This is a genomic window from Streptomyces sp. TSRI0281 (assembly GCF_001905125.1).
Taxonomy (GTDB): domain Bacteria; phylum Actinomycetota; class Actinomycetes; order Streptomycetales; family Streptomycetaceae; genus Streptomyces.
On record NZ_LWLE01000035.1, the window covers coordinates 347,794 to 371,768 of the forward strand.

At 70.9% G+C, this 23,975-nt stretch carries 17 protein-coding genes; 8 read left to right on the forward strand and 9 right to left on the reverse strand.

The window, feature by feature from the left end:
• Positions 1 to 176: 176 nt before the first annotated feature.
• Entirely contained in the window at positions 177 to 2,399 is a 2,223-nt protein-coding gene (glgX, locus tag A6A29_RS36180) for a glycogen debranching protein GlgX (protein ID WP_073727111.1), read from the forward strand.
• A gap of 25 nt (positions 2,400 to 2,424) precedes the next feature.
• On the opposite strand, the gene A6A29_RS36185 is transcribed toward glgX, so the two are convergent.
• From A6A29_RS36185 to A6A29_RS36200, 4 genes are read right to left on the reverse strand one after another with little or no spacing between them, the layout of a single operon-like run.
• Positions 2,425 to 3,075 carry a response regulator gene (locus tag A6A29_RS36185; RefSeq protein WP_073727113.1) on the reverse strand — a complete coding sequence of 217 codons (651 nt, stop codon included), beginning with the start codon at positions 3,073 to 3,075 and terminating at the stop codon, positions 2,425 to 2,427.
• Positions 3,072 to 4,388 carry a sensor histidine kinase gene (locus A6A29_RS36190; protein WP_073727115.1) on the reverse strand — a complete coding sequence of 439 codons (1,317 nt, stop codon included), beginning with the start codon at positions 4,386 to 4,388 and terminating at the stop codon, positions 3,072 to 3,074. The genes A6A29_RS36185 and A6A29_RS36190 overlap by 4 nt, the downstream gene beginning before the upstream one ends.
• A 32-nt stretch (positions 4,389 to 4,420) precedes the next feature.
• Positions 4,421 to 5,233 (reverse strand): ABC transporter permease, encoded by an 813-nt coding sequence (locus tag A6A29_RS36195; protein ID WP_073727117.1) that lies wholly within the window; start codon positions 5,231 to 5,233, stop codon positions 4,421 to 4,423.
• Position 5,234: 1 nt separating this feature from the next.
• Positions 5,235 to 6,152 carry an ABC transporter ATP-binding protein gene (locus tag A6A29_RS36200; protein ID WP_073727119.1) on the reverse strand — a complete coding sequence of 306 codons (918 nt, stop codon included), beginning with the start codon at positions 6,150 to 6,152 and terminating at the stop codon, positions 5,235 to 5,237.
• Between the two features lie 231 nt (positions 6,153 to 6,383).
• Between A6A29_RS36200 and A6A29_RS36205 the strand changes: the two genes are divergently transcribed.
• The 4 genes from A6A29_RS36205 to A6A29_RS36220 all read left to right on the forward strand — a co-directional run bounded on the left by A6A29_RS36205 (position 6,384) and on the right by A6A29_RS36220 (position 13,771).
• Positions 6,384 to 8,279 (forward strand): ABC transporter ATP-binding protein, encoded by a 1,896-nt coding sequence (locus tag A6A29_RS36205; RefSeq protein WP_073727121.1) that lies wholly within the window; start codon positions 6,384 to 6,386, stop codon positions 8,277 to 8,279.
• The gene (locus A6A29_RS36210; RefSeq protein WP_073727123.1) at positions 8,276 to 10,162 is read left to right on the forward strand and encodes an ABC transporter ATP-binding protein; all 1,887 of its coding nucleotides are present in this window, start codon (positions 8,276 to 8,278) and stop codon (positions 10,160 to 10,162) included. The genes A6A29_RS36205 and A6A29_RS36210 overlap by 4 nt, the downstream gene beginning before the upstream one ends.
• A 202-nt stretch (positions 10,163 to 10,364) precedes the next feature.
• Complete coding sequence (locus A6A29_RS36215) at positions 10,365 to 11,999, forward strand: ABC transporter transmembrane domain-containing protein (RefSeq protein WP_241838782.1); 1,635 nt, start codon at positions 10,365 to 10,367, stop codon at positions 11,997 to 11,999.
• Complete coding sequence (locus tag A6A29_RS36220) at positions 11,996 to 13,771, forward strand: ABC transporter ATP-binding protein (RefSeq protein WP_073727127.1); 1,776 nt, start codon at positions 11,996 to 11,998, stop codon at positions 13,769 to 13,771. The genes A6A29_RS36215 and A6A29_RS36220 overlap by 4 nt, the downstream gene beginning before the upstream one ends.
• Before the next feature lie 582 nt (positions 13,772 to 14,353).
• On the opposite strand, the gene A6A29_RS36225 is transcribed toward A6A29_RS36220, so the two are convergent.
• The 4 genes from A6A29_RS36225 to A6A29_RS36240 are packed head-to-tail and all read right to left on the reverse strand — an operon-like array spanning position 14,354 to position 17,905.
• Positions 14,354 to 15,559, reverse strand: coding sequence for an ABC transporter permease (locus A6A29_RS36225; protein ID WP_073727129.1), 1,206 nt, complete (start codon positions 15,557 to 15,559; stop codon positions 14,354 to 14,356).
• Entirely contained in the window at positions 15,556 to 16,341 is a 786-nt protein-coding gene (locus A6A29_RS36230; RefSeq protein ID WP_079183166.1) for an ABC transporter ATP-binding protein, read from the reverse strand. Before A6A29_RS36230 ends, A6A29_RS36225 begins: the two co-directional genes overlap by 4 nt.
• Positions 16,338 to 17,417: a peptidoglycan-binding protein gene (locus tag A6A29_RS36235; protein ID WP_073727131.1), complete on the reverse strand. Its 1,080-nt coding sequence runs from the start codon at positions 17,415 to 17,417 to the stop codon at positions 16,338 to 16,340. Before A6A29_RS36235 ends, A6A29_RS36230 begins: the two co-directional genes overlap by 4 nt.
• Positions 17,417 to 17,905: a hypothetical protein gene (locus A6A29_RS36240; protein WP_073727133.1), complete on the reverse strand. Its 489-nt coding sequence runs from the start codon at positions 17,903 to 17,905 to the stop codon at positions 17,417 to 17,419. The genes A6A29_RS36235 and A6A29_RS36240 overlap by 1 nt, the downstream gene beginning before the upstream one ends.
• 115 nt (positions 17,906 to 18,020) lie before the next feature.
• Here A6A29_RS36240 and A6A29_RS36245 point away from each other — a divergent pair, with 115 nt between their 5' ends.
• From A6A29_RS36245 to A6A29_RS36255, 3 genes are all read left to right on the forward strand, one after another.
• Positions 18,021 to 18,698 carry a response regulator transcription factor gene (locus A6A29_RS36245; RefSeq protein ID WP_073727135.1) on the forward strand — a complete coding sequence of 226 codons (678 nt, stop codon included), beginning with the start codon at positions 18,021 to 18,023 and terminating at the stop codon, positions 18,696 to 18,698.
• Entirely contained in the window at positions 18,695 to 19,900 is a 1,206-nt protein-coding gene (locus tag A6A29_RS36250; protein ID WP_073727137.1) for a sensor histidine kinase, read from the forward strand. The genes A6A29_RS36245 and A6A29_RS36250 overlap by 4 nt, the downstream gene beginning before the upstream one ends.
• A 467-nt stretch (positions 19,901 to 20,367) precedes the next feature.
• A complete protein-coding gene (locus A6A29_RS36255) occupies positions 20,368 to 22,404 on the forward strand; it encodes a M4 family metallopeptidase (RefSeq protein WP_073727139.1) in 2,037 nt (678 codons plus the stop codon).
• Positions 22,405 to 22,498: 94 nt separating this feature from the next.
• Here the strand turns inward: A6A29_RS36255 and A6A29_RS36260 are convergent, their stop codons facing one another.
• Positions 22,499 to 23,719, reverse strand: coding sequence for an alginate lyase family protein (locus A6A29_RS36260; RefSeq protein ID WP_073727141.1), 1,221 nt, complete (start codon positions 23,717 to 23,719; stop codon positions 22,499 to 22,501).
• Positions 23,720 to 23,975: the final 256 nt, after the last annotated feature.

The window sequence follows — 23,975 nt, forward strand, 5'->3', positions numbered from 1 at the left end:
CCCCCAACGATCAGGGCCGGTCGGGGGAAACGTGAGTGCGGGCCCGGCCCTGGGCAGAACAGGGGGGAGGACTGCACGGAGGACTGCACGGAGGGACCGCTCGGGGGAGGTCGCGGCCGGGACGCCGCGTGCCCGCCCGCCGGTCCCGGTCCGTACGAGCCGCGGGAGGCCGAGAGGTGTCGAGCGCAGCCGAGCAGGAGGCAGTACAGGAGCCGGAGCCCCGCACGGCCGGGTACGGGGACGGAGCGGCGGCCCCCGCCGTGTGGCCCGGTGCGCCGATGCCGCTCGGCGCCCGTTTCCGGGTCGGTCCGGACGGGGTGGCGGGCACCAATTTCGCGCTCTGGGCGGGCGGCGCCGAGGCGGTCGAACTCTGTCTCTTCGACGAGCGGGGCGGCGAGCGGCGCTGTTCCCTGACCGAGCTGACCCATGAGATCTGGCACGGCTTCCTGCCCGGTGTGCGGCCGGGACAGCGGTACGGCTACCGGGTGCACGGCCGCTGGGACCCCTGGACCGGCGCCCGCTGGAACGCGGCGAAGCTGCTCCTCGATCCGTACGCGCGGGCGGTGGACGGCTCCTTCACCCTGCCGTCCGAGGTGTACGGCCATGTGCGGGACTGGCCGCAGCAGCACGTCGCCGACACCGTGCGCGACGACCGGGACTCCGCCCCCTTCGTGCCCAAGGGCGTCGTCGTCCATGACGACAACGACTGGGTGGAGGACCGGCGCCCCAAGACCCCGTGGGCGGACACCGTCATCTACGAGCTGCATGTGCGCGGCTTCACGAAACTGCACCCCGGCATCCCGCCGGAGCTGCGGGGCACGTACGCCGGGCTCGCCCACCCGGCGGCGATCGGGCATCTGCGACGGCTGGGGGTGACGGCCGTCGAACTGCTGCCGGTGCACCAGTTCGCGCACGAGGACCATCTGCTGCGGCGCGGGCTGCACAACTACTGGGGCTACAACTCCATCGGCTACTTCGCCCCGCACGCCGGGTACTCGGCGAGCGGCACGGGGGGCCGCCAGGTCGGCGAGTTCAAACGGATGGTGCGCGCCCTGCACGACGCCGGGATCGAGGTCATCCTCGACGTGGTCTACAACCACACGGCGGAGGCGGGCGAGCTGGGCCCGATGCTGTCCCTGCGCGGCATCGACAACCGCGGCTACTACCGCCTCCAGGCCGACGCCCGCCGCTACGCGGACTACACGGGGTGCGGCAACACCCTGCACGTGGTGCAGCCGCACGTCCTGCGGCTGATCACGGACTCCCTGCGCTACTGGGTGACGGAGATGGGCGTCGACGGCTTCCGCTTCGACCTGGCGGCGGCACTGGCCCGTTCGATGCACGACGTCGACATGCTCTCCCCGTTCCTCGCGGTGATCGCCCAGGACCCGGTGCTGCGCCGGGTCAAACTGATCGCCGAACCGTGGGACGTCGGCGACGGCGGCTACCAGGTCGGCGCCTTCCCGCCCCTGTGGACGGAGTGGAACGACCGCTACCGCGACGCCGTACGGGACTTCTGGCGCGGCGCCCTGCCCGACGTACGGGACCTCGGCTACCGGCTGACCGGATCGAGCGACCTGTACGCCTGGGGCGGCCGACGGCCGTACGCCTCCGTCAACTTCGTCACCGCGCACGACGGCTTCACCCTGCGCGACCTGGTGAGCTACGAGCACAAGCGCAACGAGGCCAACGGCGAGGGCAACCGCGACGGCACCGACGACAACCGCGCCTGGAACAGCGGGGCCGAGGGCGAGAGCGACGACCCTCGGATCAACGCCCTGCGCCTGCGCCGGCTGCGCAACCTCCTCACCACGCTGCTGCTCTCCACGGGCGTACCGATGCTGGTGGCGGGCGACGAGATGGGGCGTACGCAGGGCGGCAACAACAACGCGTACTGCCAGGACAACGAGGTCGGCTGGCTGGACTGGTCGCTGCTGGAAGAGCCCCGGTGGCGGGAGCTGACCGAACTGACGGCCCGGGTGCTGAAGCTGCGCCACACCCATCCGGTGCTGCGCCGCCGGGCGTTCTTCTCCGGGCGCCCGCAGGCCCCGGACGGGCTGCGGGACCTGGCGTGGTTCACCCGCGACGGTACGGAGATGACGGAGGCCGACTGGTACGCACCGGCCGCGATGCTCGGGCTCTTCCTCTCCGGCCGCGACATTCCCGGCCGGGACGCGCGGGGCGAGCAGGTCACCGACGACAGCTTCCTGACGATCCTGCACGCCGGGGCGGAGCCGGGCGGCTTTCAGCTGCCGGGACCACCCTGGGGGGCGCGCTACGAACTGGTCCTGGACACCTCGCGGGAGGACCAGTCGGCCGCGCCGGGCACGGCCCACGCGGGCGGCACGGCCCTGACCGTACCGGCGTGCTCGGTGCTGCTGCTGCGGGTGACCGCGTAGCCGGGACCGGGGCGCGGGCGGGAGGTCAGCCGAGGATGCCCCGGTCGTAGCCGACGGCGACGGCCGCGGCCCGGTCCTTGGCGCCGAGCTTGGCGTAGACATGGGTCAGATGGGTCTTCACGGTCGCCTCGCTGATGAACAGCTCGGCGGCGATCTCCCGGTTGGTGGTCCCCCGCGCGACCAGGGCCAGCACCTCGCGTTCCCGGGCGGAGAGGGAGTCGTCGGCGGGGGCCTCGGGGATACGCACCCGGGTCATCAGCCGGGAGGCGATGGCGGGCGACAGGACGCTGCGGCCGTCGGCGGCGGCCCGGACGGCGGCGAACAGTTCCTCGCGCGGGGCGTCCTTGAGCAGATAGCCGGTGGCGCCCGCCTCGATCGCGGGCAGCGTGTCGGAGTCGGTGTCGTACGTGGTGAGGACGAGGACCCGGGAGCGGGCGCCGCGCCGGGTCAGCTCGGCGATGGCCGCGACCCCGCCGCCGCCGGGCATCCGCAGGTCCATCAGGACGACGTCGGGGTCCAGGCGGGCGGCCAGGTCCACGCCCGCGACGCCGTCCGCCGCCTCCCCCAGGACCCGGAAGCCGGGGGCCGACGCGAACATGCCGCGCAGGCCGTCGCGTACGACGGGGTGATCGTCGACGACGATGAGTGTGATGACGCGTGCGGATTCCTCAGTCATGGCAGGTCGAACGGTACGCGTGAGCAGCCCTGCCGGACCAGGGGGACCCGCGCCGAGACGGCCGTGCCCCGGCCCGGTCCCGACTCCACCTCCAGCGAGCCCGCGACCCGTTCGGCGCGGGCCCGCATCCCGCCGAGGCCGAATCCGCCGGTGCGGCCGGCCGGGGGCACGGCGCCCGGCTCGAAGCCGCGCCCGTCGTCCCGGACGTCCAGGGCGAGTTCGTCGCCCATGAAGGACAGCGTGACGCCCACCCGGCCCGCCCCGGCGTGCCGCCCGGCGTTGGCGAGGGCCTCGCCCGCGATGCGCAGGAGAGCGGCGGCGATCTCGTCGTGCACCGGCTCGACGGTCCCGGTCACCGTGAAGTCGGCCCGTACCCGGCGCTGTTGGGACCAGTCGGCCACCGCAACCTTCAGCGCGCCCACCAGATCGTCGTGCTCCAGGGCGACGGGGGCCAGATTGTGGACCGAGCGCCGGGCCTCGCCGAGGCTGTGCCGGGCCAGCGCGGCGGCCCGGCCGAGGTGGACGCGGGCGGTCTCCGGGTCGGTGTCCGCGGTGGAGGTGACGACCTGGAGCTGGGCGATGATGCCGGTGAGGCCCTGGGCCAGGGTGTCGTGGATCTCGGCGGCCAGCCTGCGCCGCTCGTCGTCCACCCCGGCCTCGCGGGCCTGGACCAGGAGCTGTGTGTGCAGGGCCGCGTTCTCGGCCATCGCCTCCTCCAGCCGGAGGTTGGTGCGCTCCAGCTCGGCGATGGTCTCGACCTGGATCCGGGCCCTCTCCGCCTCCCGGGCCCCGACGTTGCTGAAGAACTCGACCAGGGCGGCGTTGAGGACGAACAGCGCGCCGAAGGCGACCCAGTTCAGCGGGGAGGCGGGCGGCAGCCCTCCGCTCTGCGAACCGGCCATGGTGACGGCGGTGGCGAACAGCCCGACACGGACGGCGCGCTTGGGGAGCAGGGGCTCGACGTCGAAGTAGCCGAGGGCCGCGTAGACCGCGAAGAAGGGGTTGAGCCAGCCCAGCGCGAAGGCGAGGACGGTACGCAGGGCGTAGTAGACCTGCCCGGCCGGGGCGCCCGGTGCGGTACGCGGGCGGACGCGGCCCCACCAGAACTGGAGCGCGTACGCCGCGGCGGCCAGCACCCCGGCCACGTACGCCTCGGTACGGGTCATGAACAGGTCGGCGGCGGCGGCCGCGACCAGGGTGGCGAGGGTGAGAAGGGCGTAGGAGCCGTACCGGTAGAACTGCTCCCAGCGCTGGTCGGTCCGGTGGGGAACGGCCGCTCCGGGCATGTGCGGGGTACGGAGCGCCTGCGTCATGCGCGCAGTCTCCCCCGGGCGCCCGGTCCCCGTCACTCCCACCGGAAGACGCGGCTCGCCGTGAAGCCCAGCAGGACGGTCCACAGGGCGACGACCCCGAGGTGGACCCAGCCCGGCCACTGCCCGGTGACCGCCTGGTCCAGGGCCTGGGAGGCGGCGCCGAGCGGGGTGAGCTGCACGATGTGGCGCAAGGTGTCGGGCATTGTCTGGACCGGCAGCCACACCCCGGCGGTGAACATCATCACGAGGTAGCTGACCGACCCGACCGCGCCGGCCGCCTTCGTCGTACGGGACAGGGAGCAGATCGTGGCACCGAGGGCCAGCACCCCGGCGACGGCGAGCAGCAGCGCCAGCGCGTATCCGGCGAGTTGCCGGGGCAGCGGGACGCCGTAGGCGAGCCGGCCGACGGCGATGACCAGGGCCGCCGAGCCGAGCGCCGCCGCGCCGTGCAGCACGATCTGGGCGGTGAGCAGGGCGGACGGCCGTACCGGCGTCGTCGACATCCGGCGCAGGATGCCGCGTTCGCGGTAGGTGGTGAGCACCGGGGGCATGGTCTGGATCCCGGACATGATCAGGGCGAGCAGGACGGAGACCGGGACGTACAGGTCGATGACGCGGCGTCCTCCGAGGTCTTCCTGTGCTTCCTTGAAGGCCGGGACGAAGCCGAGGATCACCAGGAGGACGGACGGGAAGGCCAGGATCCAGAAGAGGCCGCCCGGTTCGCGGAGGAACAGCCGGGTCTCGGCCCTCAGGACGGCGCCCGCCGATCTGCGGCGTCGGGCGACGGGTCCGGCGGGTGCGGGTGCGGGAGCCGGGGTGTTCCGGGTGGTGGGCGCGGTGGTCATGTCAGGCGTCCTGTCCGGTGAGGTCGAGGAAGGCGTCGTCGAGGCTGGTTTCGGTGATCCGCAGGCGGCGGGCGGTGATGCCGAGCCCGGCCAGCAGCGAGATGAGCGGGGTGACGGTGTCGTCGGTGGCGTGGAGGACGAGCGCGCCGTCGCCGTCGGGCGGTGCGACGGTCGCCACGCCCGGCAGCGCGGTGAGGCCGGTGAGTTCCGGGCCGGTGAGGGCGCGGGTGGGGACGAAGGAGATGACCGTGGACCCGGTGGCCTGCCGGACCAGTCCGGACGGGGTGTCCAGGGCGACGACGCGGCCCTTGTCGATGACCGCGATCCGGTCGCAGAGGCGCTGGGCCTCCTCCATGAAGTGGGTGACGAGCAGAACGGTCACCCCGCTGTCGCGGATGTCCTCGATGAGCTTCCAGGTGTCGCGGCGGGCCCGTGGGTCCAGGCCGGTGGTCAGCTCGTCGAGGACGACGACCCGGGGGTTGCCGATCAGGGCGAGCGCGATGAACAGCCGCTGCTTCTGGCCGCCGGAGAGCTTCCCGAAGCGGGTGGTGAGCCGGTCCTCCAGGCCGAGCCGCCCGACGAGGGGCCGCCAGTCGACGGCGGACGGGTAGAACGCGCTGTAGAGCTCCAGCGCCTCGCGCACGGTGAGTCTGGCCTGGAGTTCGCTCTCCTGGAGCTGGGCACCGAGCAGTTGAGTCACCCGCTCGTGGTCGGCGACCGGGTCGAGCCCGGCGATCCGGACCGTGCCCGCGTCGGGGACGCGCAGCCCCTCCACGCATTCGACGGTGGTGGTCTTGCCCGCGCCGTTGGGTCCGAGGACGCCGAAGATCTCCCCCTCGTCGACGTGGAAGCTCACCGCGTCGACCACGGTCCGCCCGCCGTACGCCTTGTGCAGCCCGTTCACTTCGATGATCGCCATGGCCACAAGAATTCCGGCGGCCGGGCCTCGGCGGTATCGGCCGGAACGCTCGAACCGGCATCGGCCGATCGGTTGATGCGGGGGTACGACCCGCCCCCGGACCGGGGCGTGTTCGGGGCGCGTGGGCGGGTGGTGCCGGGTGCGTATGGGGTGCTTACGCGTGCGTGCAGGGTGTGCGCGGGCAGAAATACACAGGACCGATGTCAGTGGTGAAACGTAGGGTCGGCCCTGATGCCCGAAATACCTGCCGAGCACACGGAACGGTCCGCCGTGCGCTCCCTCCTGCGCCTGTGGCCCTATGTCCGCCCCGTTCGGATCCGCCTGCTCAGCGCGGCTCTCGTCGCCATCCTGGCCTCCTGTCTGGGCCTGGTTATCCCCCTCGTACTGAAGTGGATGGTGGACGGCCCGGTCGCGGACCGCGACCCGGGCGGCGTCTGGCTCGGCGCGCTGTATCTCCTGCTGCTGGGCATCGTCGAGGCCCTGCTGTTCGGGCTGCGGCGGTGGCTGGTGGCCCGGCCGCTGGCCGGGGTGGAGGCGTCGATGCGCGCCGCCCTCTACCGCCATCTGCAACGGCTGCCGGTGGCCTTCCACGACCGGTGGCCGTCGGGGCAGTTGCTCTCGCGCGGGACCACGGATCTGATGCTGCTGCGGATGTTCCTGGCCTTCCCGCTGACGTTCCTGCTGGTCAACGGCGCCACGATCGTGCTCGGTTTCCTCATTCTGTTCGCCCAGGACTGGTCGCTCGGGCTGGTGCTGCTGACGCCCGCGATACCACTGATGATCCTGTGCTCGCTCTTCGAGACGAAGTACGCGGTGGTCGCACGTCAGGCCCAGGACCAGGTCGGGGACCTGACGACGGTGGTCGAGGAGAGCGTCCTCGGCATCCGCATCATCAAGGGCTTCGGCCGGCACCGCAGCCAGGCGCTGGCCTTCCGGGCGCTCTCCCAGCGGCTGCGCGCCACGGAGTTGGGCAAGGCGCGTCTGCTCGCCGGGATCTGGGCCCTCATCACCGCCATTCCCGAGCTGGCGATCGGTGCGGCACTGGTGCTCGGCACGGTCGAGGTGGCCGACGGTGATCTGTCGGCGGGCACGCTCGTCGCCTTCCTCTCGACAGCTCTGGCGCTGCGCTGGCCGGTCGAGTCGATCGGTTTCCTGCTGGCCATCAGCCAGGAGTCGGCGACCGCGACCGAGCGGTATTTCGAGGTGATGGACGTGGCGGAGGAACGCGATACGGAGGTGAGGGCGACCGCCCCCGAAGCAAGCGCAAAAGCCGAAGCCGACACCGAAGCCGATGCCGATACCCATGCCGACGCTTACGCCAAAGCCACAACCGATGGAGGCCCCGGCCCCGGTACCACCCCCGACCGGGGTGGAATGGCCTTCGAGGGTGTCGAGTTCCGCTACCCCGACGCGCGACCCGGCTCCGTACCCGTACTGACGCGGATCGATCTGCGTATCCGGCCCGGCGAGACGATGGCCCTGGTGGGCGCCACCGGTTCCGGGAAGACGACGCTCACCGCCCTGGTGCCGCGGCTGCACGAGCTGACCGCCGGGCGGATCACCCTGGACGGCGAGGACATCGCCGCGCTGGAGCGGCCGAGGCTGCGGGAGCTGGTGTCGGTGGCGTTCGAGGAGCCGACGCTGTTCTCCGCGACGGTCGGCGAGAACGTGCTGATGGGCGCCGAGGGCGCGGGCGAGGACGAACTGCGGCGGGCCCTCGCCGTCGCTCAGGCCGACTTCGTGTACGACCTGCCGCAGGGGCTCGACACCCAGGTCGGCGAGCAGGGGCTCAGCCTCTCCGGCGGCCAGCGGCAGCGTCTCGCGCTGGCCCGCGCCGTGGTCGGCGAGCCGCGCTTCCTGGTGCTGGACGACCCGCTCTCCGCACTGGACGTACACACGGAGACGCTGGTGGAGGCGGCGCTGCGGCGCGTGCTGGAGCGGACGACCGCGCTGGTGGTCGCCCACCGGCCGTCCACCGTGATGCTCGCCGACCGGGTGGCACTGCTCTCCGACGGCCGGATCACCGCGGTCGGCACGCATCAGGAACTGCTGCGCGGCAACGCCGAGTACGCCTGGCTGATGTCGGGCGCCGAGCACACCCCTGCCGAGGAGGGCAGCACCCGATGACGACCACCGCCGACGACGCGCTCACGGACGACGACCTGGCGCGCAGGGCCGCACCGACGTCGGAGGAGTCCGGCGGGGGCTCCGAGGCCTCCGGGGACTCGTTCGACCGGGACGACCTGCCCGCACCGCGCGGTGCGACCCGGACCCTGCTGACCTCGCTGCTCGCCCCGATGCGCGGCCGGGTCGTCGTGGCCGCGCTCTTCCTCCTGCTCCAGCAGGCCGCCGTCCAGGCGGGCCCGCTGCTGGTGGCGTACGCCATCGACAGCGGTGTTCCGGCCTTCCGGGACCACGACTACGGGCCGTTGATCGCGGTGGCGGCCGGCTACACGCTCTGCTCCGTCGCTGCCGGAGTCCTGCAGTACGCGTTCATCAGGGCGGCCGCGCGGATCAACCAGGACGTGCTGCTCGATCTGCGCGGCCGGATCTTCCGGCACGCCCAGTCCCTGAGCGTCGACTTCCACGAGCGCTACACCTCGGGCCGACTGATCTCCCGGTCCACCACGGACGTGGAGTCGCTGCGCGAGCTGCTGAGCGAGGGCCTGCAGGAACTGATCGGCGTGGTCCTCTCGTTCGCCTCCATCTCGCTGATGCTGCTCTGGCTGGACCTCGGCATCGGGGCGATCGCGGTGTTCTCGTTCGTCCCGCTGTATCTGCTGGTGCGGCTCTACCAGCGGCGGGCGGGCCGGGTCTTCGCCAGGCGGTCCACGGCGATCGCCGCGGTCATCGTGAAGTTCGCGGAGACGATGAACGGAATCCGCCCGGTCCGTGCCTTCCGCCGGGAACGGACCAACGACGCGGTGTTCGACTCGCTCAACCACCGCCACGAGCGGACGAACGGTGACGCGATGCTGGAGATGGCCCGCTATGTCATCGGCTCCCGGCTGGTCGCCAACACCGCGGTGGCCGGGATGGTGCTGTGGGGCGCCTACCGGGTGGCGTCCGGCACGCTGGCCCTGGGAGTACTGGCCGCGGCGGTGCTGTATCTGCGGCGGCTGTACGACCCGATCGACCGGCTCGGGATGTTCCTCAACTCCTACCAGTCGGCCGCCGCGTCGCTGGACAAGATCGCCGGTCTGCTGGCCCAGCGGCCCACCGTCCCCGAGACGACCGCGCCCAAGGAGCTTCCCGCGCGGTCCGGCGACCACCCCGGCCGGGAGGTCACCTTCGACGCGGTGAGCTTCGCCTACCGTACGGGCGGCGAGGTGCTGCCCCGCTTCGGGCTGGACATCCCCGCCGGGCAGACCGTGGCGGTGGTCGGCTCGACGGGTGCCGGGAAGTCGACGCTCGCCAAGCTGCTGGCCCGGTTCTACGATCCGACGGACGGCCGGGTCCTGCTGGACGGCGTCGACCTGCGGGACCTCGACACGGCCGGGTTGCGCAAGGGCGTCGTGATGGTGACCCAGGAGGCGTTCCTGTTCTCCGGGACGGTCGCGGAGAACATCGCGATCGGCCGCCCGGACGCGACACCGCAGGACATCGAACGCGCGGCCAGGGCCATCGGGGCGCACGACTTCATCGCCGGTCTGCCCGAGGGGTACGACACGGACGTACGCAAGCGGGGCGGCCGGATCTCCGCCGGTCAGCGGCAGTTGGTCGCGTTCGCGCGGGCCCTGCTTGCCGACCCCGCGGTGCTGATCCTCGACGAGGCGACCAGCTCCCTGGACATCCCCGGTGAGCGGGCGGTGCAGCAGGCCATGGACACTGTTCTGCGCGGCCGTACGGCGGTGGTGATCGCGCACCGCCTGTCGACCGTGGAGATCGCGGACCGGGTGCTGGTGATGGAGCACGGCCGGATCGTGGAGGACGGCGCCCCGGCCGAACTGATCGGCGGCACGGGCCGGTTCGCGGGGCTGCACCGCGCGTGGCGCGACAGCCTGGCCTGAGGGCGGGGGGTGACCGGCCCGGGGTTTCGATGGACGACGGACACGTACCGACCGACCGGAGATCACTGACGTGTGGTGGAAGAAGGATTCGCCCGTGCATCCGGGAGCCCCGGACTGTCGCAGCGCCGTGCGGTACCTGTGGTGGCTGATCACCGCTCAGCGCCGTCGGATCGCCGCCGGTGCGCTGCTGGGCAGCGCCTGGATGCTCTGCCTGACGCTGCCGCCGTACCTGCTCTCACGCGCCATCGACGACGGCCTGGAACCGGGCCGGTGGCCCGTGCTCGTCGGCTGGGCGGCGGCGTTGCTGGGTGTGGGGGTCTTGAACGCGTGGCTGGCCATCATGCGACACCGCACGATGACCAGGGTGCGGCTGGACGCCGCCTTCCGTTCCGTGCAGGTGGTGGTCCGGCAGGCGACCAGGCTGGGCGGGGCGCTGCCGCGCCGTGTCACGGCCGGGGAAGTCCTCACGATCGGGTTCGGCGATGCCACCGTGATCGCCAGCACGCTGACCATCACCGGCCCCGGCGTCGGCGCGGTGCTCGCCTATGTCGTCGTGGCCGCACTGCTGTTGGCCGTGTCGCCACTGCTCGCCGTGGTGGTGCTGCTCGGTGTGCCGCTGCTCGCGGTGTCGGTCGGGCCGCTGCTGGGGCGCCTGCAGCGCGTCGAGGCGACGTACCGGGAGCAGCAGGGCGGGCTCGCCTCCCGTTTTGAGGACATCGTCAGGGGCCTGCGGGTCCTCAACGGCATCGGCGGCAAGGAGGTGTACGCCGAGCGCTACCGGCGCGGCTCGCGGGCGCTGCGGGCGGAGGGCTACCGCGTCGGCTCGGTGACCAGCTGGGTTCAGGCCCTGGGTGTCGGCCTTCCCACGCTGTTCCTCGGGGTCGTGACATGGCTGGCGGCCCGGATGGCCGTGCAAGGAGAGATATCCGTCGGCGAGTTGGTCGCGGTCTACGGATACACCGCGGTGCTCGCCGTGCCGGTCGCGTTCTTCATCGAGGGCGGCTACGACCTCAGCCGCGGACTGGTCGCGGCCCGCAGAGTCATACGTTTCCTGGCCCTGGAGCCCGATTCCGCCGGCAAGGAGGCGACGCGCGACGGGCCCGGGGCGCCGTCCACGCTTCGTGATCCGGTGTCCGGCGTCGAGGTGGCGCCCGGCAGGCTGACCGCGTTGGTCAGCGCCCGGCCGTCGGAGTCCGCGGCGGTGGTCGACCGTCTCGGCCGGTTCGCCGGGTCGGCCGCGACCTGGGGCGCGATACGCCTCGACGAGATCGACCTGACGCAGGTGCGGCGGCGGATCCTGGTCGCGGACAACGAGGCCGATCTGTTCGCCGGTCCGCTGCGGGACGTGATCTGCGGATGGGACCGGGACGAGGAAACCATCGGCCGCGCTCTCCACGCCGCCATGGCGCAGGACATCGTCCGCGGCCTGCCGGACGGACTCGACTCACCCGTCGACGCGCAGGGCCGTAACCTCTCCGGAGGCCAGCGGCAGCGCATCCGCCTGGTCCGGGCCCTGCTGGCCGATCCCGAGGTACTCCTGGCGGTCGAGCCCACCTCCGCGGTCGACGCGCACACCGAGGCGGCCATCTCGACCCGGCTGCGCACCGCACGGGCCGACCGCACCACCCTCGTCACCAGCACGTCACCGCTCCTGCTGGACCAGGCGGACATCGTGTACTACCTGGTCGACGGCTCCGTCGCCGCCGTCGGCAGCCATCGTGAACTCCTGGACCGGCAGCCCGGCTACCGCCGTCTCGTGTCCCGCGGCGCGGACGACGAGGACGACGACCTCACCGGCGACGGAACCGTCCCGCCGTTCCGAAAGGCCCTGCGATGACCGCCGGCTCCGCGCCCACGGCCCCGGCCCTGCCCGTCGCCGAGCCGCTGCGGATACGCCGGGAAGCGCTCCGGCTGATCCGGCTGGACGCTCGCGCCTTCGCCGCCATGATCGGCCTCAACGCGCTGGCCGCCGGTGCCGGACTCGTCGGCCCCTGGCTGCTCGGCCGCATCATCGACGAGGTCAGGGGCGGGGCCGGGGTGGCCGCGGTGGACCGCCTGGCGCTCACCATCCTCTTCTTCGCGCTGGCGCAGCTCGTCCTGGCCCGATACGCCGGTTACCTCGGACACCGCTTCGGCGAGCGGACCCTGGCGCGCATTCGCGAGCAGTACGCCGACCGGGCGCTCGCGCTGCCCGCCTCGGTGGTCGAGCGGGCGGGAACGGGCGACCTGACGACCCGCGGCACCACCGATGTCGCCGCGGTCGGCGCCACCCTCCGGAACACCGGGCCCGAGGTCCTCGTCGCCGGGGTCCAGGCGTTGTTCATCCTCGGGGCGGTCTTCGCCCTCGATCCGCTGCTCGGGGCGTGCGGGGTGCTGGGCCTGCTCGGCATCTGGTTCGCCGCCCGCTGGTATCTGCGCCGGGCGCTCACCGCGTACCTGGCCGAGGGAGCCGCCAACTCGGTTCTCGCGGAGCAACTCGCGTCCACCGCCGCCGGCGCCCGCACGATCGAGGCCCTCGGACTCCAGCGGCGCCGGGTGGCGGCATGCCAGGAGGAGATCGAGAAGTGCCGGACCACCCGGACCCGGACACTGTTCCTCCGCAGTGTGCTCTTCCCTGCCGTGGACATCTCCTACGTCCTTCCCGTGGTCGGTGTTCTGCTGGTCGGCGGCGTGCTGCACGACCACGGCACGATGAGCCTCGGCGCGGTGGTCGCCTCGGCCCTGTATCTGCGGCAGCTCTCCCAGCCCCTGGACACCATCCTTCAGCAGATGGAGCAACTGCAGAGCAGCGGTGCCTCCTTCGCCCGGGTCGAAGGCCTCGGCCCGGCCGCGCCCGTACCGACGGCCGCTCCCTCCCCCACGCCGGCCGACGACCGGATCGAGGTGGCCGACGTGCGCCACGCCTACGACGACGGGAGCGACGTCCTGCACGGCGTCGACCTCACCGTCCGGCCCGGCGAGCGGCTGGTGATCGTCGGCCCCTCCGGCGCGGGCAAGACCACTCTGGGCAGGCTGCTGGCGGGCATGGACAGACCCCGGTCCGGTTCGGTGACGGTGGGGCAGGTACCGGTCGCCGACCTGGACCCCGACCGGCTGCGCCGGCACGTCGTCCTCGTCACCCAGGAACACCACGTGTTCCTGGGAACGGTCCGGGACAACCTGCGGATCGCCTCCGCCCACGCCACGGACGCCGAACTGCGCGAGGCTCTCGCCGCCGTCGGCGCCGAATGGGCCGCCGAACTCCCGGACGGGCTGGACACCGATCTGAGCCATGCGGGGCACCGGCCGGACGGCGCCCAGGCGCAACAACTCGCCCTGGCACGCGTGGTGCTGGCCGACCCGCACACGCTGATACTCGACGAGGCCACCGCACTCCTGGACCCGAGGACCGCCCGGCACACGGAACGGGCGCTGGCCGCCGTCCTCGAAGGCCGGACCGTCATCGCCATCGCACACCGTCTGCAGACGGCCCACGACGCCGACAGGGTGGCCGTGATGGAGGACGGCCGGCTCACCGAACTCGGCACCCACGACGCTCTCGTAGCGGCCGGCGGCGCCTACGCCGCGCTCTGGCGCTCATGGCACGGCGAGCGGCCTCCTTCCTCCTGAGGGCGGGCCCTGGGGGCGGGCCCCGTGGGCGGGCCCTGGAGCCTGCTCCCGGATGCGTGAAGTCCCTTTGCGGCAGCCCGGGTCGGCGGAGGGGTCAGAGGTCCAGGACGAGCCGGGAGGACAGGGCCCGGGACACGCACGCGTACCCACCGACTGGACACCACCGACAGCCCGAGCCTCGACCGGTGCCGCCCGTCGTGCACGAACATCGCCCGCACCGACGACCACGCCGCCCAACTCACACGCCGAGCAGCCGCCCTTGAAGACCAAGCCGACACTAAAGCAGCCCCCCCGGCCCCCTTACCGACCGCCTCCGCCGTCACGCAGCACGCCTGAAGTCCGCAGCAGCCGAACACGCGCACCCGCATCACCCTTCGCCTCGGACGCCGCCAGAATCCAGCAACTGAAAGCCGACGTCGAAGCCCTCGTCAGGGCCCTGCACCTCGCGCAACTGGAGAAGACGATGCGGCCCACCCGACCGGGCACCAGCCGCACCGTGCGGTCCGGCTGCCACCTCTGCTCCGACTCGACAGGCCGTCGGCGCCCCTTGCCATGCCGGACGAACGTTGCAGGCCCCGTGGGTCACGCGGAGTGAAGGGCCAGTGTGGGGGAGAGCCGGGCGGCTCTGACCGCTGGGTACAGTCCGGCGATGGTGCCGATGACGAGGGTGGCGGCGAAGCCGCCGGCCATGGCGGTGGGTGGGACGACCCAGGGCATGGCGCCCGCGGTGGCGTAGATCCAGGTGGCGAGGCAGCCGAGCAGTACGCCGGCCACGCCGCCCAGTCCGGACAGGAGCAGTGATTCGGTGACGAACTGGAGTCTGATCTGGCTGCGGGTGGCGCCCAGGGAGCGGCGCAGGCCGATCTCGTGGCGGCGTTCGAGCACTGAGATGATCATGGTGTTCGCGACCCCGACTCCGCCGACCAGGAGTGCGATTCCGCCCAGGCCGAGCAGCAGGTTGGTGAAGGCGCCTTCGGACGCCGCTTTCGCTTCCAGGGCATCGGAGGGCTGGGAGACTTCCACCTCGTGCGGTGCCTGCGGATTGGCCGTACGCCCCAGAAGGTCCCGCACTTCATCGACCTTGTCGTCAGCGGAGCGTTCATAGACCGAGGTGGGGTGTCCGTCGAAGCCCAGGAGCTTCTCGGCGGCTTCCCAGCCGACGAGGGCGGAGGCGCTGATCTCTTCTGCCAGCGGCAGCGGACCGAGGATTCCCACGACGGTGAAGTACTGGCCTTTGATGTAGACCTGCTGGCCCGGCTCGGTGACCCCCAGACGGCCCGCTGCGTGCTCTCCGAGCACCACTGCGGGGTACTTGCTGTTGGCTGTGTTGAGCCATGTTCCCGAAGCCATCGATCCGCGCAGTGTCTTCAAGAGGTCCTGCGTGGCGGCTCGGACGGAGATGCCGCGGGTCTGGGTGTCTGGAATGTGTTCCGAGCGGTAGACGTTGGCATCGATCGTGCCCGTGGCGGCCACATGGTCGACGCCGTCGATCCGGCCGATCATCTCCGGTGCCTTCGGGGGCAGTTTCGCGGACTCACCGGTGAGCAGGGACTGCCCCGGTCTGACCACGAGCATGTTGGTGCCGAGCTTGTCGAGGTCCTGCATCAGTTTCTCTTTGGACGAGGATGAGATGCCCACGACGGCGATCATGGTGGCGATGCCGATGGCGATGCCCAGTGCGGAGAGGATGACCCGCATGGGCCGCCCACGCAGTCCTGCCGAGCCGACCTGTGCCACATCCCGGGCGGTCAGTCGGGCGGGGACGAGCTTCCTGCTCGCTTGGTTCACAGTGCACCGGCCTTCGCGACCTGATCGCGCCGGGAATCGTCGACGATCTGCCCGTCGCGGATACTGACGCGCCGGGGCAGCGCGTCGGCGACCTCCCGGTCGTGGGTGATGACGGCGATGGTGGCGCCGTCGGTGTTCAGCTCGTGCAGCAGTTCCATCACCGCCTGGCCGGAGGCGGAGTCCAGCGCCCCGGTCGGCTCGTCCGCGAGCAGGACGTCCGGCTCGCCCGCGACGGCGCGGGCGATGGCGACGCGCTGCTTCTGGCCGCCGGACAGCTCGTGCGGCTTGTGGTGCATGCGGTTGCCCAGTCCTACGCGTTCCAGTGCCGTGGCGGCGCGCCGTCGGCGCTCGCTGTGGCTCAGTCCTGCATAGCGCAGTCCTTCGGTCACGTTGGCCAGCGCGCTTGCGCCCGGCACCAGATGGAACGCCTGGAAGACGAAGCCCACGTGCTGGGCGCGCAGCGCCGAGAGCCGTTTGTCGCTGAGCCGGTTCACATCGTGCCCGGCCAGTGTCACCACGCCGGCGGAAGGGCGGTCGAGGGTGCCGACGATGTGCAGCAGGGTGGACTTGCCCGAGCCGGAGGGCCCGACGATCGCCAGTAGCTCGCCCGTACCGATGGCCAGATCCACACCGCGCAGGGCGGTCACGCCACCGGGGTATTCCTTGGTGACACCACTCAGCGTGACCACCGCCGGTGCTGCCTGCGGAGTGTGAGGCGCCGAGTCCCGCACCGTGCGGTCGGCGGACGGGGTGGGCACCGAGGGGTCTGTGGGGCAACTCATTTGGGAACCCCGACCTTCGTGCCTGCCTTCAGGCCGCCGCCGGAGACCTCGACGCGTCCGTCGGCGAACAGGCCGAGCGTGACCGGTACGTCGCGGGTCTTTCCGTTCTCGACGACCTGAACGCCGAAGCCCTTACCCGTCAGAGCCAGCAGTGCCTCAACCGGTACGGAGAGAACGTCCTCGCGGCGTTCGCCGGACATGGACACGGTGACCGGGGCCCGGTCGACGACTCCCTCTGCCTCGCTGCGTTTGTCGAACTCCACCGTGATCTTCACTTTGGGGTCCTCGCCCTTGCCCTGTCCGCCCTGGTCCTCGGGCTCGGCCGAGTTGCCGATGGACGCGATCCTGCCTTCGGCCTTGGCGGCGCCGGGCAGGTCGACGGTCACCCTGTCACCGACCTTGCGCTTTCCGACGTCTGCGATCTTCATTTCGACCTCCACCACACGGGACGCGCCCGTGGAGGAGTACACGGGCTTGCCCGGACCCAGACGGTCACCGATCGTGGCTTCGGGCGTTTCCACCCGCAGGGGACCGGGCGCGAAGGTGATCTGCCCAGCGTCCACCTTCCCGGTCTGCTTCAGCTTCCTGGCCTTCTGCCAGGTCTTCACGGCCTCGGCCGTGCCGGGGGTGAACTCGTCGTCGTCAGCGAGCACCGCGCCGTAGCCCAGCGCCTTGAGGTTCTGCTTCAGCTGCCGTACATCCTCACCCTCGTCACCGTGCTTCAGTTCCCGGTACATCGGCTTGGCGCCGTACATCAGATAGACGCCCCTGGCGTCCACCTCGTAGAGCTTGTTGCCCCGGGAGATGTCCGTGCCGCTCTTGGGCAGCCAGGTCAGGACCCCGGACGCGTCGGCGCTCACCTTGCGTCCGGCCGGGAAGACGAGCTTGCCGGGCACCCGCACCGCGGCGTCGAGATCACCTTTGGTGACCTCGGCGCCGGCCTGCGGGAGCGAGGGGCTCTGCTGCTGCCCACCGCTGTCATCTGCGGGTTTGACGAGTGTGTTCGCCGCGATGCCGCCGCCGGTCACCACCAGCGCGGTCGCGGCAACCGAGAGAACCACTGTCCTGCGCCGCATCAGAAGCCGACCTTTTCCGCGCAGGTCTTGGCGGCCGCAGCGAACTTCTTCTGGTCCTGCCCCTGGTCCACGGTGCCGCCGCGCACACCGCCGTCCGCGAATTCCGGGTCGGGCATGTCAATGCCCTCCTTGCGCATGCACTCGGCATACCGGACGTGCTTGTCCTTGTCCGCCTGGGACATCTCCTTGCCGCCCCCGGAGCCGCCGGTGCCTCCGCCGCCGGTGATGCCGCACTCCTTCATCGCCTTGGCCATTGCCTCCTGGGACAGGTCACTGGTGACGGTGGTCTTCTGGCCGTCCTTGCCGTCCTCGACCTTCAGCCCCTTGCTGCGCAGGCAGTCCGCCTCCTTTGCCTGCTTGGATCCGGCGTCCTGCGAGCTGTTGGAGCCGGTGTCCTCGGCGCCGCTGTCCGCGGAGCACCCGACGGTGAAGAGCGCCAGTGCGGACATGCCTGCGGCGATGGCGAGCTGGATGCGGTGAGCCTTCATGATGTGCCTCCCGATGCGGTGTCGATGCTCGAAGAGGCTGACGCACCATGGCGTCTCAGTTCCCTAACAGATGCTGTTATGCCGCTGAAACACGGGACTGATGTACACAGAAGGGATGCGTGTACTAGTCGTCGAGGACGACGCCTTTCTGGCAAAGATGATCTCCGACGGGTTCCGGCGGGACGCGCTGGCCGTGGACTGGGCGCCGGACGGGCTCACCGCCCTGGAAAAGCTGCGGTTCGGCGCGTACGACGTGATGATCCTCGACCGCGACCTGCCAGGACTGCACGGCGACGAAGTGTGCCGCCGCGTGGTGGTTCAGGGTCTGCTGACCCGGATCCTCATGCTCACCGCCTCTATCTCCGTGCACGAGAAGGTCACGGGGCTCGGCCTGGGCGCCGACGACTACCTGGGCAAGCCCTTCGCCTACGAAGAACTGCTCGCCCGGGTGCTGGCGCTCGGCCGGCGTGCCAGACCGGCGGTACCTCCCATCCTCGAGCAGTCGGGCGTACGCCTGGACACCACCGCCCGGAAAGCCTCACGCCATGGCCATCCGCTGCCGCTTTCGCCCAAGGAGTTCGCCGTGCTCGAAACCCTGATGCGCGCCCGGGGCGGTGCGGTCAGCCGCGAGGACCTCATCGAGGAGGTCTGGCCCGAGGACATCAGCTACGACAGCAACGCCGTCCGCGTCACCCTCAGCCGCCTGCGTGCCAAACTCGGAGAGCCACCAGCGATCGAGACGGTGCCGGCAGCCGGGTACCGGTTCGCGCAGCAGGACGACACCCCCGCATGAACACCCGCCCGCAACCGCGTCTGCGTCGGCGGCCATGGCCGCAGCCCGGTGAGCGCCTGCGTCTCACTCTCCTCTACACCGGCCTGCTCCTGCTCGCCGGCGGCGGGCTCATCACCTTGGTATACGTCCTGCTGCTCAACGGGCTCCACGCCAACATCAGCAACGTGGTCAAACGGGGGACCGTCACCGAAAAGTCCGCCCCGGACGGGCCGGCCACCGAAGTGGTACCGCAGGATCAAGGCGCCGCGGAACTCGCCTCGACGATCGAACAGGCCGCCCTCCACCGCCTGCTCGTTGTCTCCCTCATCGCCCTCACGGCCTTCGCTGCCGTCTCCGTGCTCCTGGCCTGGTGGATGGCCGGCCGGGTCCTGCGCCCCGTAGCCGTGATCACCGACACCGCTCAGCGCCTGTCCGCTGCGACACTGCACGAACGCATCGCACTGGACGCACCACCGGGCGAACTGAAACGGCTCGCCGACACCTTCGACTCGATGCTGGACCGCATGGAACAGCTGGTCTCCGCCCAGCGCCGGTTCGCCGCCAACGCCGCCCACGAACTGCGCACGCCGCTGGCGCGCCAGCGCTCCGCAGCGGAGATCGGCCTCGCCGGCGACCCCACCCCCGCACAGGTGGCGTATATCCGTGGCGAACTCGTCAAGATCAGTGAGCACAGTCAGCAGCTCATCGACGGCCTGCTGCTGCTTGCCGCCTCCGAACGCGGCCTGGAGCGCTACGAACCCGTTCGCGTCCACGAGCTCGCCGCGACGGTAGCCAACGCCCTCACCGCAGAAGCCACGAAACGCGACGTCGTGATCGACCTCACGGCCGACCCACTCCACGTCGAGGGCGACCCCGTGCTGCTTGAGCACCTGGTACACAACCTGGTGAGCAACGCCGTCCGCTACAACACGCCTGCCGGGACAGTCACCATCCGTACCGGAGCCGACTGCCTCCAGGTCTCGAACACGGGCCCCATCATCCCTCCCGCAACTGTGCCCCGCCTCTTCGAACCCTTCCACCGCATGGCCGAGCGCCGTCAGGCACCCAGCGAAGGCATGGGCCTGGGGCTGTCGATCGTCGCCGCCATCGCCCGTGCGCACGGCACCCAAGCACACGCCGAGGCCAATCCGGATGGCGGCCTGACGATCAAGGTGCCGCTCCCGACCACCAGTGAGCGGGGACGTACCGGAGACAGCACATGAACGACGTGCTGACCGCTCCGGTGGTACTGATCGGCTTCGGTCTCGGCATTCCGCCGCACTTTCCGCCGCACCCTCGGCCGCATCCTCCGCCGTCCGGGGACGCCTCCGGCGGCCGGCCCGGTAGCCGATCCGATGTCCGGAACGCGCCAGAGCGTGACCCGGTCTCACCAGGTGGTCAGAAACCGCTTCTGCGTACGTTGTTCGAACACGACACCGGAAAGTCAATCTTGTGCGCTCCCTGTGAATACGGGCCGGAGGGGCACCGGGCGACATTTCGATGATGATCGGCGAAACGTCCGCTTAACGAACATGACCTTTTCGGCAACGGACGAATTCCGGCCAACTTGTTGACGCGGTCCTGACACGAGTACGCAACTGCTGACACTCTTCCCCCGTTCTGCGCACCGCCTGCACTGTCCGGACGGCTCACCAGCGCCGCCGGTACCCCCCTCGCAGAAGGAGTCCGCGTGAGATCCACGCCCAGCCGTCGTGCCACCGCGACCGGCGCTCTGATAGCCGCAGCAGCCCTCCTCGCCGTCGGAGTCCAGTCCGGCACCGCGACCGCCACCCCCGGCAGCGCCCCCGGCGCCGTCCCGGCGGCGGCAACCAAGGCCGACCCCGGTTCGCTCCCCGTCAAGCTCTCGCCCGCCCAGCGCGCCGAGCTGCTCAGCGAGGCCAACTCCACCAAGGCGGACACCGCCAAGGCGCTCGGACTCGGTTCCGGGGAGAAGCTCGTCGTCCGCGACGTCGTCCAGGACCAGGACGGCACCACGCACACCCGCTACGAGCGCACCCTCGCCGGGCTGCCCGTACTCGGCGGCGACCTGGTCGTGCAGGAGACCAAGGCCGGGAAGACCGAGAGCGTCAGCAAGGCGTCGAAGGCGACCTCCGCGCAGCTGAAGGCCGTCGGCACCTCGGCGGACGTGGCCCCGGCCGCCGCCGAGAAGCAGGCACTCGGTGTGGCGAAGGCCGAGGGTTCGAAGCAGACCGAGGCGAGCAAGGCCCCGCGCAAGGTGGTCTGGCTGGCCAGCGGCGGCGCCCCGCAGCTCGCGTACGAGACCGTCGTCGGCGGGCTCCAGCACGACGGCACCCCGAACGAGCTGCACGTCGTCACCGACGCCTCCTCCGGCGCCAAGCTCTACGAGTGGCAGGCCGTCGAGAACGGCACCGGCAACACCCAGTACAGCGGCCAGGTCACGCTGGGCACCGCGCCGTCGTACACCCTGACGGACACCACCCGCGGCAACCACAAGACCTACAACCTGAACCACGGTTCGTCCGGCACCGGAACGCTGTTCTCCGGCTCCGACGACATCTGGGGCGACAGCACCCCGCAGAACGTCGAGACCGCCGGGGCCGACGCCCACTACGGTGCGGCCGAGACCTGGGACTACTACAAGAACGTGCACGGCCGCACCGGTATCCGCGGTGACGGTGTCGGCGCGTACTCCCGTGTCCACTACGGCAACAACTACGTCAACGCGTTCTGGCAGGACAGCTGCTTCTGCATGACGTACGGGGACGGCAGCGGCAACGCCGCACCGCTGACCTCGCTCGACGTGGCCGCCCACGAGATGACGCACGGCGTCACCGCCGCCACGGCCAAGCTGGTCTACAGCGGTGAGTCCGGCGGCCTCAACGAGGCCACCTCCGACATCTTCGCCGCGGGTGTGGAGTTCTACTCCAACACCGCCGAGGACAAGGGTGACTACCTCGTCGGCGAGAAGATCGACATCAACGGCGACGGCACCCCGCTGCGCTACATGGACAAGCCGAGCAAGGACGGCGCGTCCAAGGACGCCTGGTACTCCGGTCTCGGCAACATCGACGTCCACTACTCCTCGGGCCCGGCGAACCACTTCTTCTACCTGCTCTCCGAGGGCAGCGGCGCCAAGACGGTCAACGGGGTCAACTACGACTCCCCGACCTCCGACGGTCTCCCGGTGACCGGCATCGGCCGCGACAAGGCCCTGCAGATCTGGTTCAAGGCGCTCACCACCAAGTTCACCTCCACGACGAACTACGCCGCTGCCCGCACCGGCACCCTCGCCGTGGCCAGTGAGCTGTACGGCGCCACCAGCCCTGAGTACACGGCCGTGGCCAACGCCTGGGCCGGCATCAACGTCGGCCCGCGCCCCGGTGGCGGCGACCCGGGTGGTGTGGTCTTCGAGAACACCACCGCGGTCGCCATTCCGGACAACGGCGCTGCCGTCACCAGCTCGGTCAACGTCACCGGCCGTACGGGCAACGCCCCGGCCGCCCTCAAGGTCGGCGTGGACATCACCCACACGTGGCGTGGTGACGTGGTCGTCGACCTGGTCGCCCCGGACGGCACCGCCTACCGGCTGAAGAACTCCTCCTCCAGCGACTCCGCGGACAACGTGGTGGAGACCTACACGGTCAACGCCTCGTCCGAGGTGGCGAACGGCACCTGGAAGCTCAAGGTCCAGGACATCGCCTCGCAGGACACCGGACGCATCAACAGCTTCAAGCTGACCTTCTAGTACGACACCGGAACGGCCCGGGAGGAGTTCACACTCCTTCCGGGCCGTTCCGTCGTTCCCTTCGTTCCCTTCATTCCCCTCGTTCCCCGTCGGCTCAGGCCGGGTTGTCCGCGTGGGTCAAGGTCTCCCAGGCCACGAACAGGTTGTTGGAGGCGGCGGGCCGCTGCTGCTCGGTGAGCTGCTGGGTGTTCGACATGGCGTAACCCATCCGGTTGTGCAGCGCGTTGAAGCCGACCTCGGTGACCGGGCCGAGCCTGTCCTTGAGCGTGCCGCCGCACAGCGAGGACGGCACCGCCGCACCGAGCTGGTACTTCGCGTGCAGGCCCAGCGCGTGCCGCAGCCGCTCGGCGACCTCGGGGTAGAGGTCCTGCCCCTGGATGCGGCCGGTCTCCGCGATGTGCGAGATGGCGGAGAGGCCGTAGCCGGTGTGGGTGAGATCGCGGCAGGTCTCCTGGGCCAGCCCGTCCATGAAGGTCGACTGGCCCTGCCAGTACGTGATGACCTTGTCGCGGGTGTCCAGACCGCTGCCGGGCGCGGTCCTGGGCAGCGAGCCGTCCGCGGTCACATAGATGTACGCGGGAACCCGCCCGCGGAACAGCGTCACGGCCTTGTCGTAGGCGGCGCGGTCCTCCAGGAAGACGGCGATGCCGATCGCCGCCTCGGTCATGGACAGTTCCCAGTTCCCGTTGGACCGGGAGCCGCCCGCGACCTCCGGCAGATACACATCGCGCAGCATCGTGCCGAAACGGCCGGAGTCCGGCCAGCTCGGGTAGGTGTACTTGATGATCTCGGCGGCACGCGGCCAGGAGGAGCCGGCCCAGCCGGTCTGGAGGGGCGCGTTGCTGTTGGTGTGGTCCTTGATCACGCCGGACCAGGCATCCATGATCTCGATGGCCTTGCGCGCGTACCGGTCGTCCTGGCCGATGTACCAGGCCAGCGAGAGCGTGTACGCGGCGATGGCGTCCTCGCGCTCGTCGGTGCAGCCGTAGTTGGGATCGGAGTAGGAGCCGCACTCGACGACGGCGCGGGGCTTGGCGGTCCGGGTGAGCGAGGCGTACTTGCTTGCCAGCATCTGGTCGTACGCCCCCTTCCACGGCTGCGCGCCGGCCCGGACCTTTTCGCGTACGAAGTCGAGCTGGGGACGGCTGACGAGGACGCCGGGGTGGGTGAAGGCGGCGGGGGCGGCGGCCTTCACGGATACGGCATCGGCCGCGGCGGGCCTGTCCGCCGCGGCCGGGGCCGCGGAGGCCGTGGCGATCAGCGCGGCCAGTGCGGTGGCGGTGCCCAGGACGCGGGCGAGGGTGCCGGTACGCATGTGGGGTGCCTTCCGGTGCGGTGGGGTTCAACAGCGCGACCCGACACGGGATTTCATATACATGAACACTGGGCCGTGTTGTGAACTCTGCGATGAGTGAGGAACGTAAAGGCATCCCATGGACACGTCAAGACTCTGCGTTCAGAACACGAACCCGGTCCATGTGACCGCCGCCGGGCCCGGCACCGTGCTCCGGTAGCGGGCCCGTCGTCCGTCCCCCGTCGTCCGTCCGCCGTCCGCCGTCCGCCGTCCGCCG

What these genes read in the sequence shown, in the direction of transcription:
- A6A29_RS36185 (WP_073727113.1), bottom strand. Translation starts at nt 3,075, where the DNA reads ATGACTGAGGAATCCGCACGCGTCATCACACTCATCGTCGTCGACGAT.
- A6A29_RS36190 (WP_073727115.1), bottom strand. Translation starts at nt 4,388, where the DNA reads ATGACGCAGGCGCTCCGTACCCCGCACATGCCCGGAGCGGCCGTTCCC.
- A6A29_RS36195 (WP_073727117.1), bottom strand. Translation starts at nt 5,233, where the DNA reads ATGACCACCGCGCCCACCACCCGGAACACCCCGGCTCCCGCACCCGCA.
- A6A29_RS36200 (WP_073727119.1), bottom strand. Translation starts at nt 6,152, where the DNA reads ATGGCGATCATCGAAGTGAACGGGCTGCACAAGGCGTACGGCGGGCGG.
- A6A29_RS36205 (WP_073727121.1), top strand. Translation starts at nt 6,384, where the DNA reads ATGCCCGAAATACCTGCCGAGCACACGGAACGGTCCGCCGTGCGCTCC.
- A6A29_RS36210 (WP_073727123.1), top strand. Translation starts at nt 8,276, where the DNA reads ATGACGACCACCGCCGACGACGCGCTCACGGACGACGACCTGGCGCGC.
- A6A29_RS36215 (WP_241838782.1), top strand. Translation starts at nt 10,365, where the DNA reads ATGCTCTGCCTGACGCTGCCGCCGTACCTGCTCTCACGCGCCATCGAC.
- A6A29_RS36220 (WP_073727127.1), top strand. Translation starts at nt 11,996, where the DNA reads ATGACCGCCGGCTCCGCGCCCACGGCCCCGGCCCTGCCCGTCGCCGAG.
- A6A29_RS36230 (WP_079183166.1), bottom strand. Translation starts at nt 16,341, where the DNA reads ATGAGTTGCCCCACAGACCCCTCGGTGCCCACCCCGTCCGCCGACCGC.
- A6A29_RS36235 (WP_073727131.1), bottom strand. Translation starts at nt 17,417, where the DNA reads ATGCGGCGCAGGACAGTGGTTCTCTCGGTTGCCGCGACCGCGCTGGTG.
- A6A29_RS36240 (WP_073727133.1), bottom strand. Translation starts at nt 17,905, where the DNA reads ATGAAGGCTCACCGCATCCAGCTCGCCATCGCCGCAGGCATGTCCGCA.
- A6A29_RS36245 (WP_073727135.1), top strand. Translation starts at nt 18,021, where the DNA reads ATGCGTGTACTAGTCGTCGAGGACGACGCCTTTCTGGCAAAGATGATC.
- A6A29_RS36250 (WP_073727137.1), top strand. Translation starts at nt 18,695, where the DNA reads ATGAACACCCGCCCGCAACCGCGTCTGCGTCGGCGGCCATGGCCGCAG.
- A6A29_RS36260 (WP_073727141.1), bottom strand. Translation starts at nt 23,719, where the DNA reads ATGCGTACCGGCACCCTCGCCCGCGTCCTGGGCACCGCCACCGCACTG.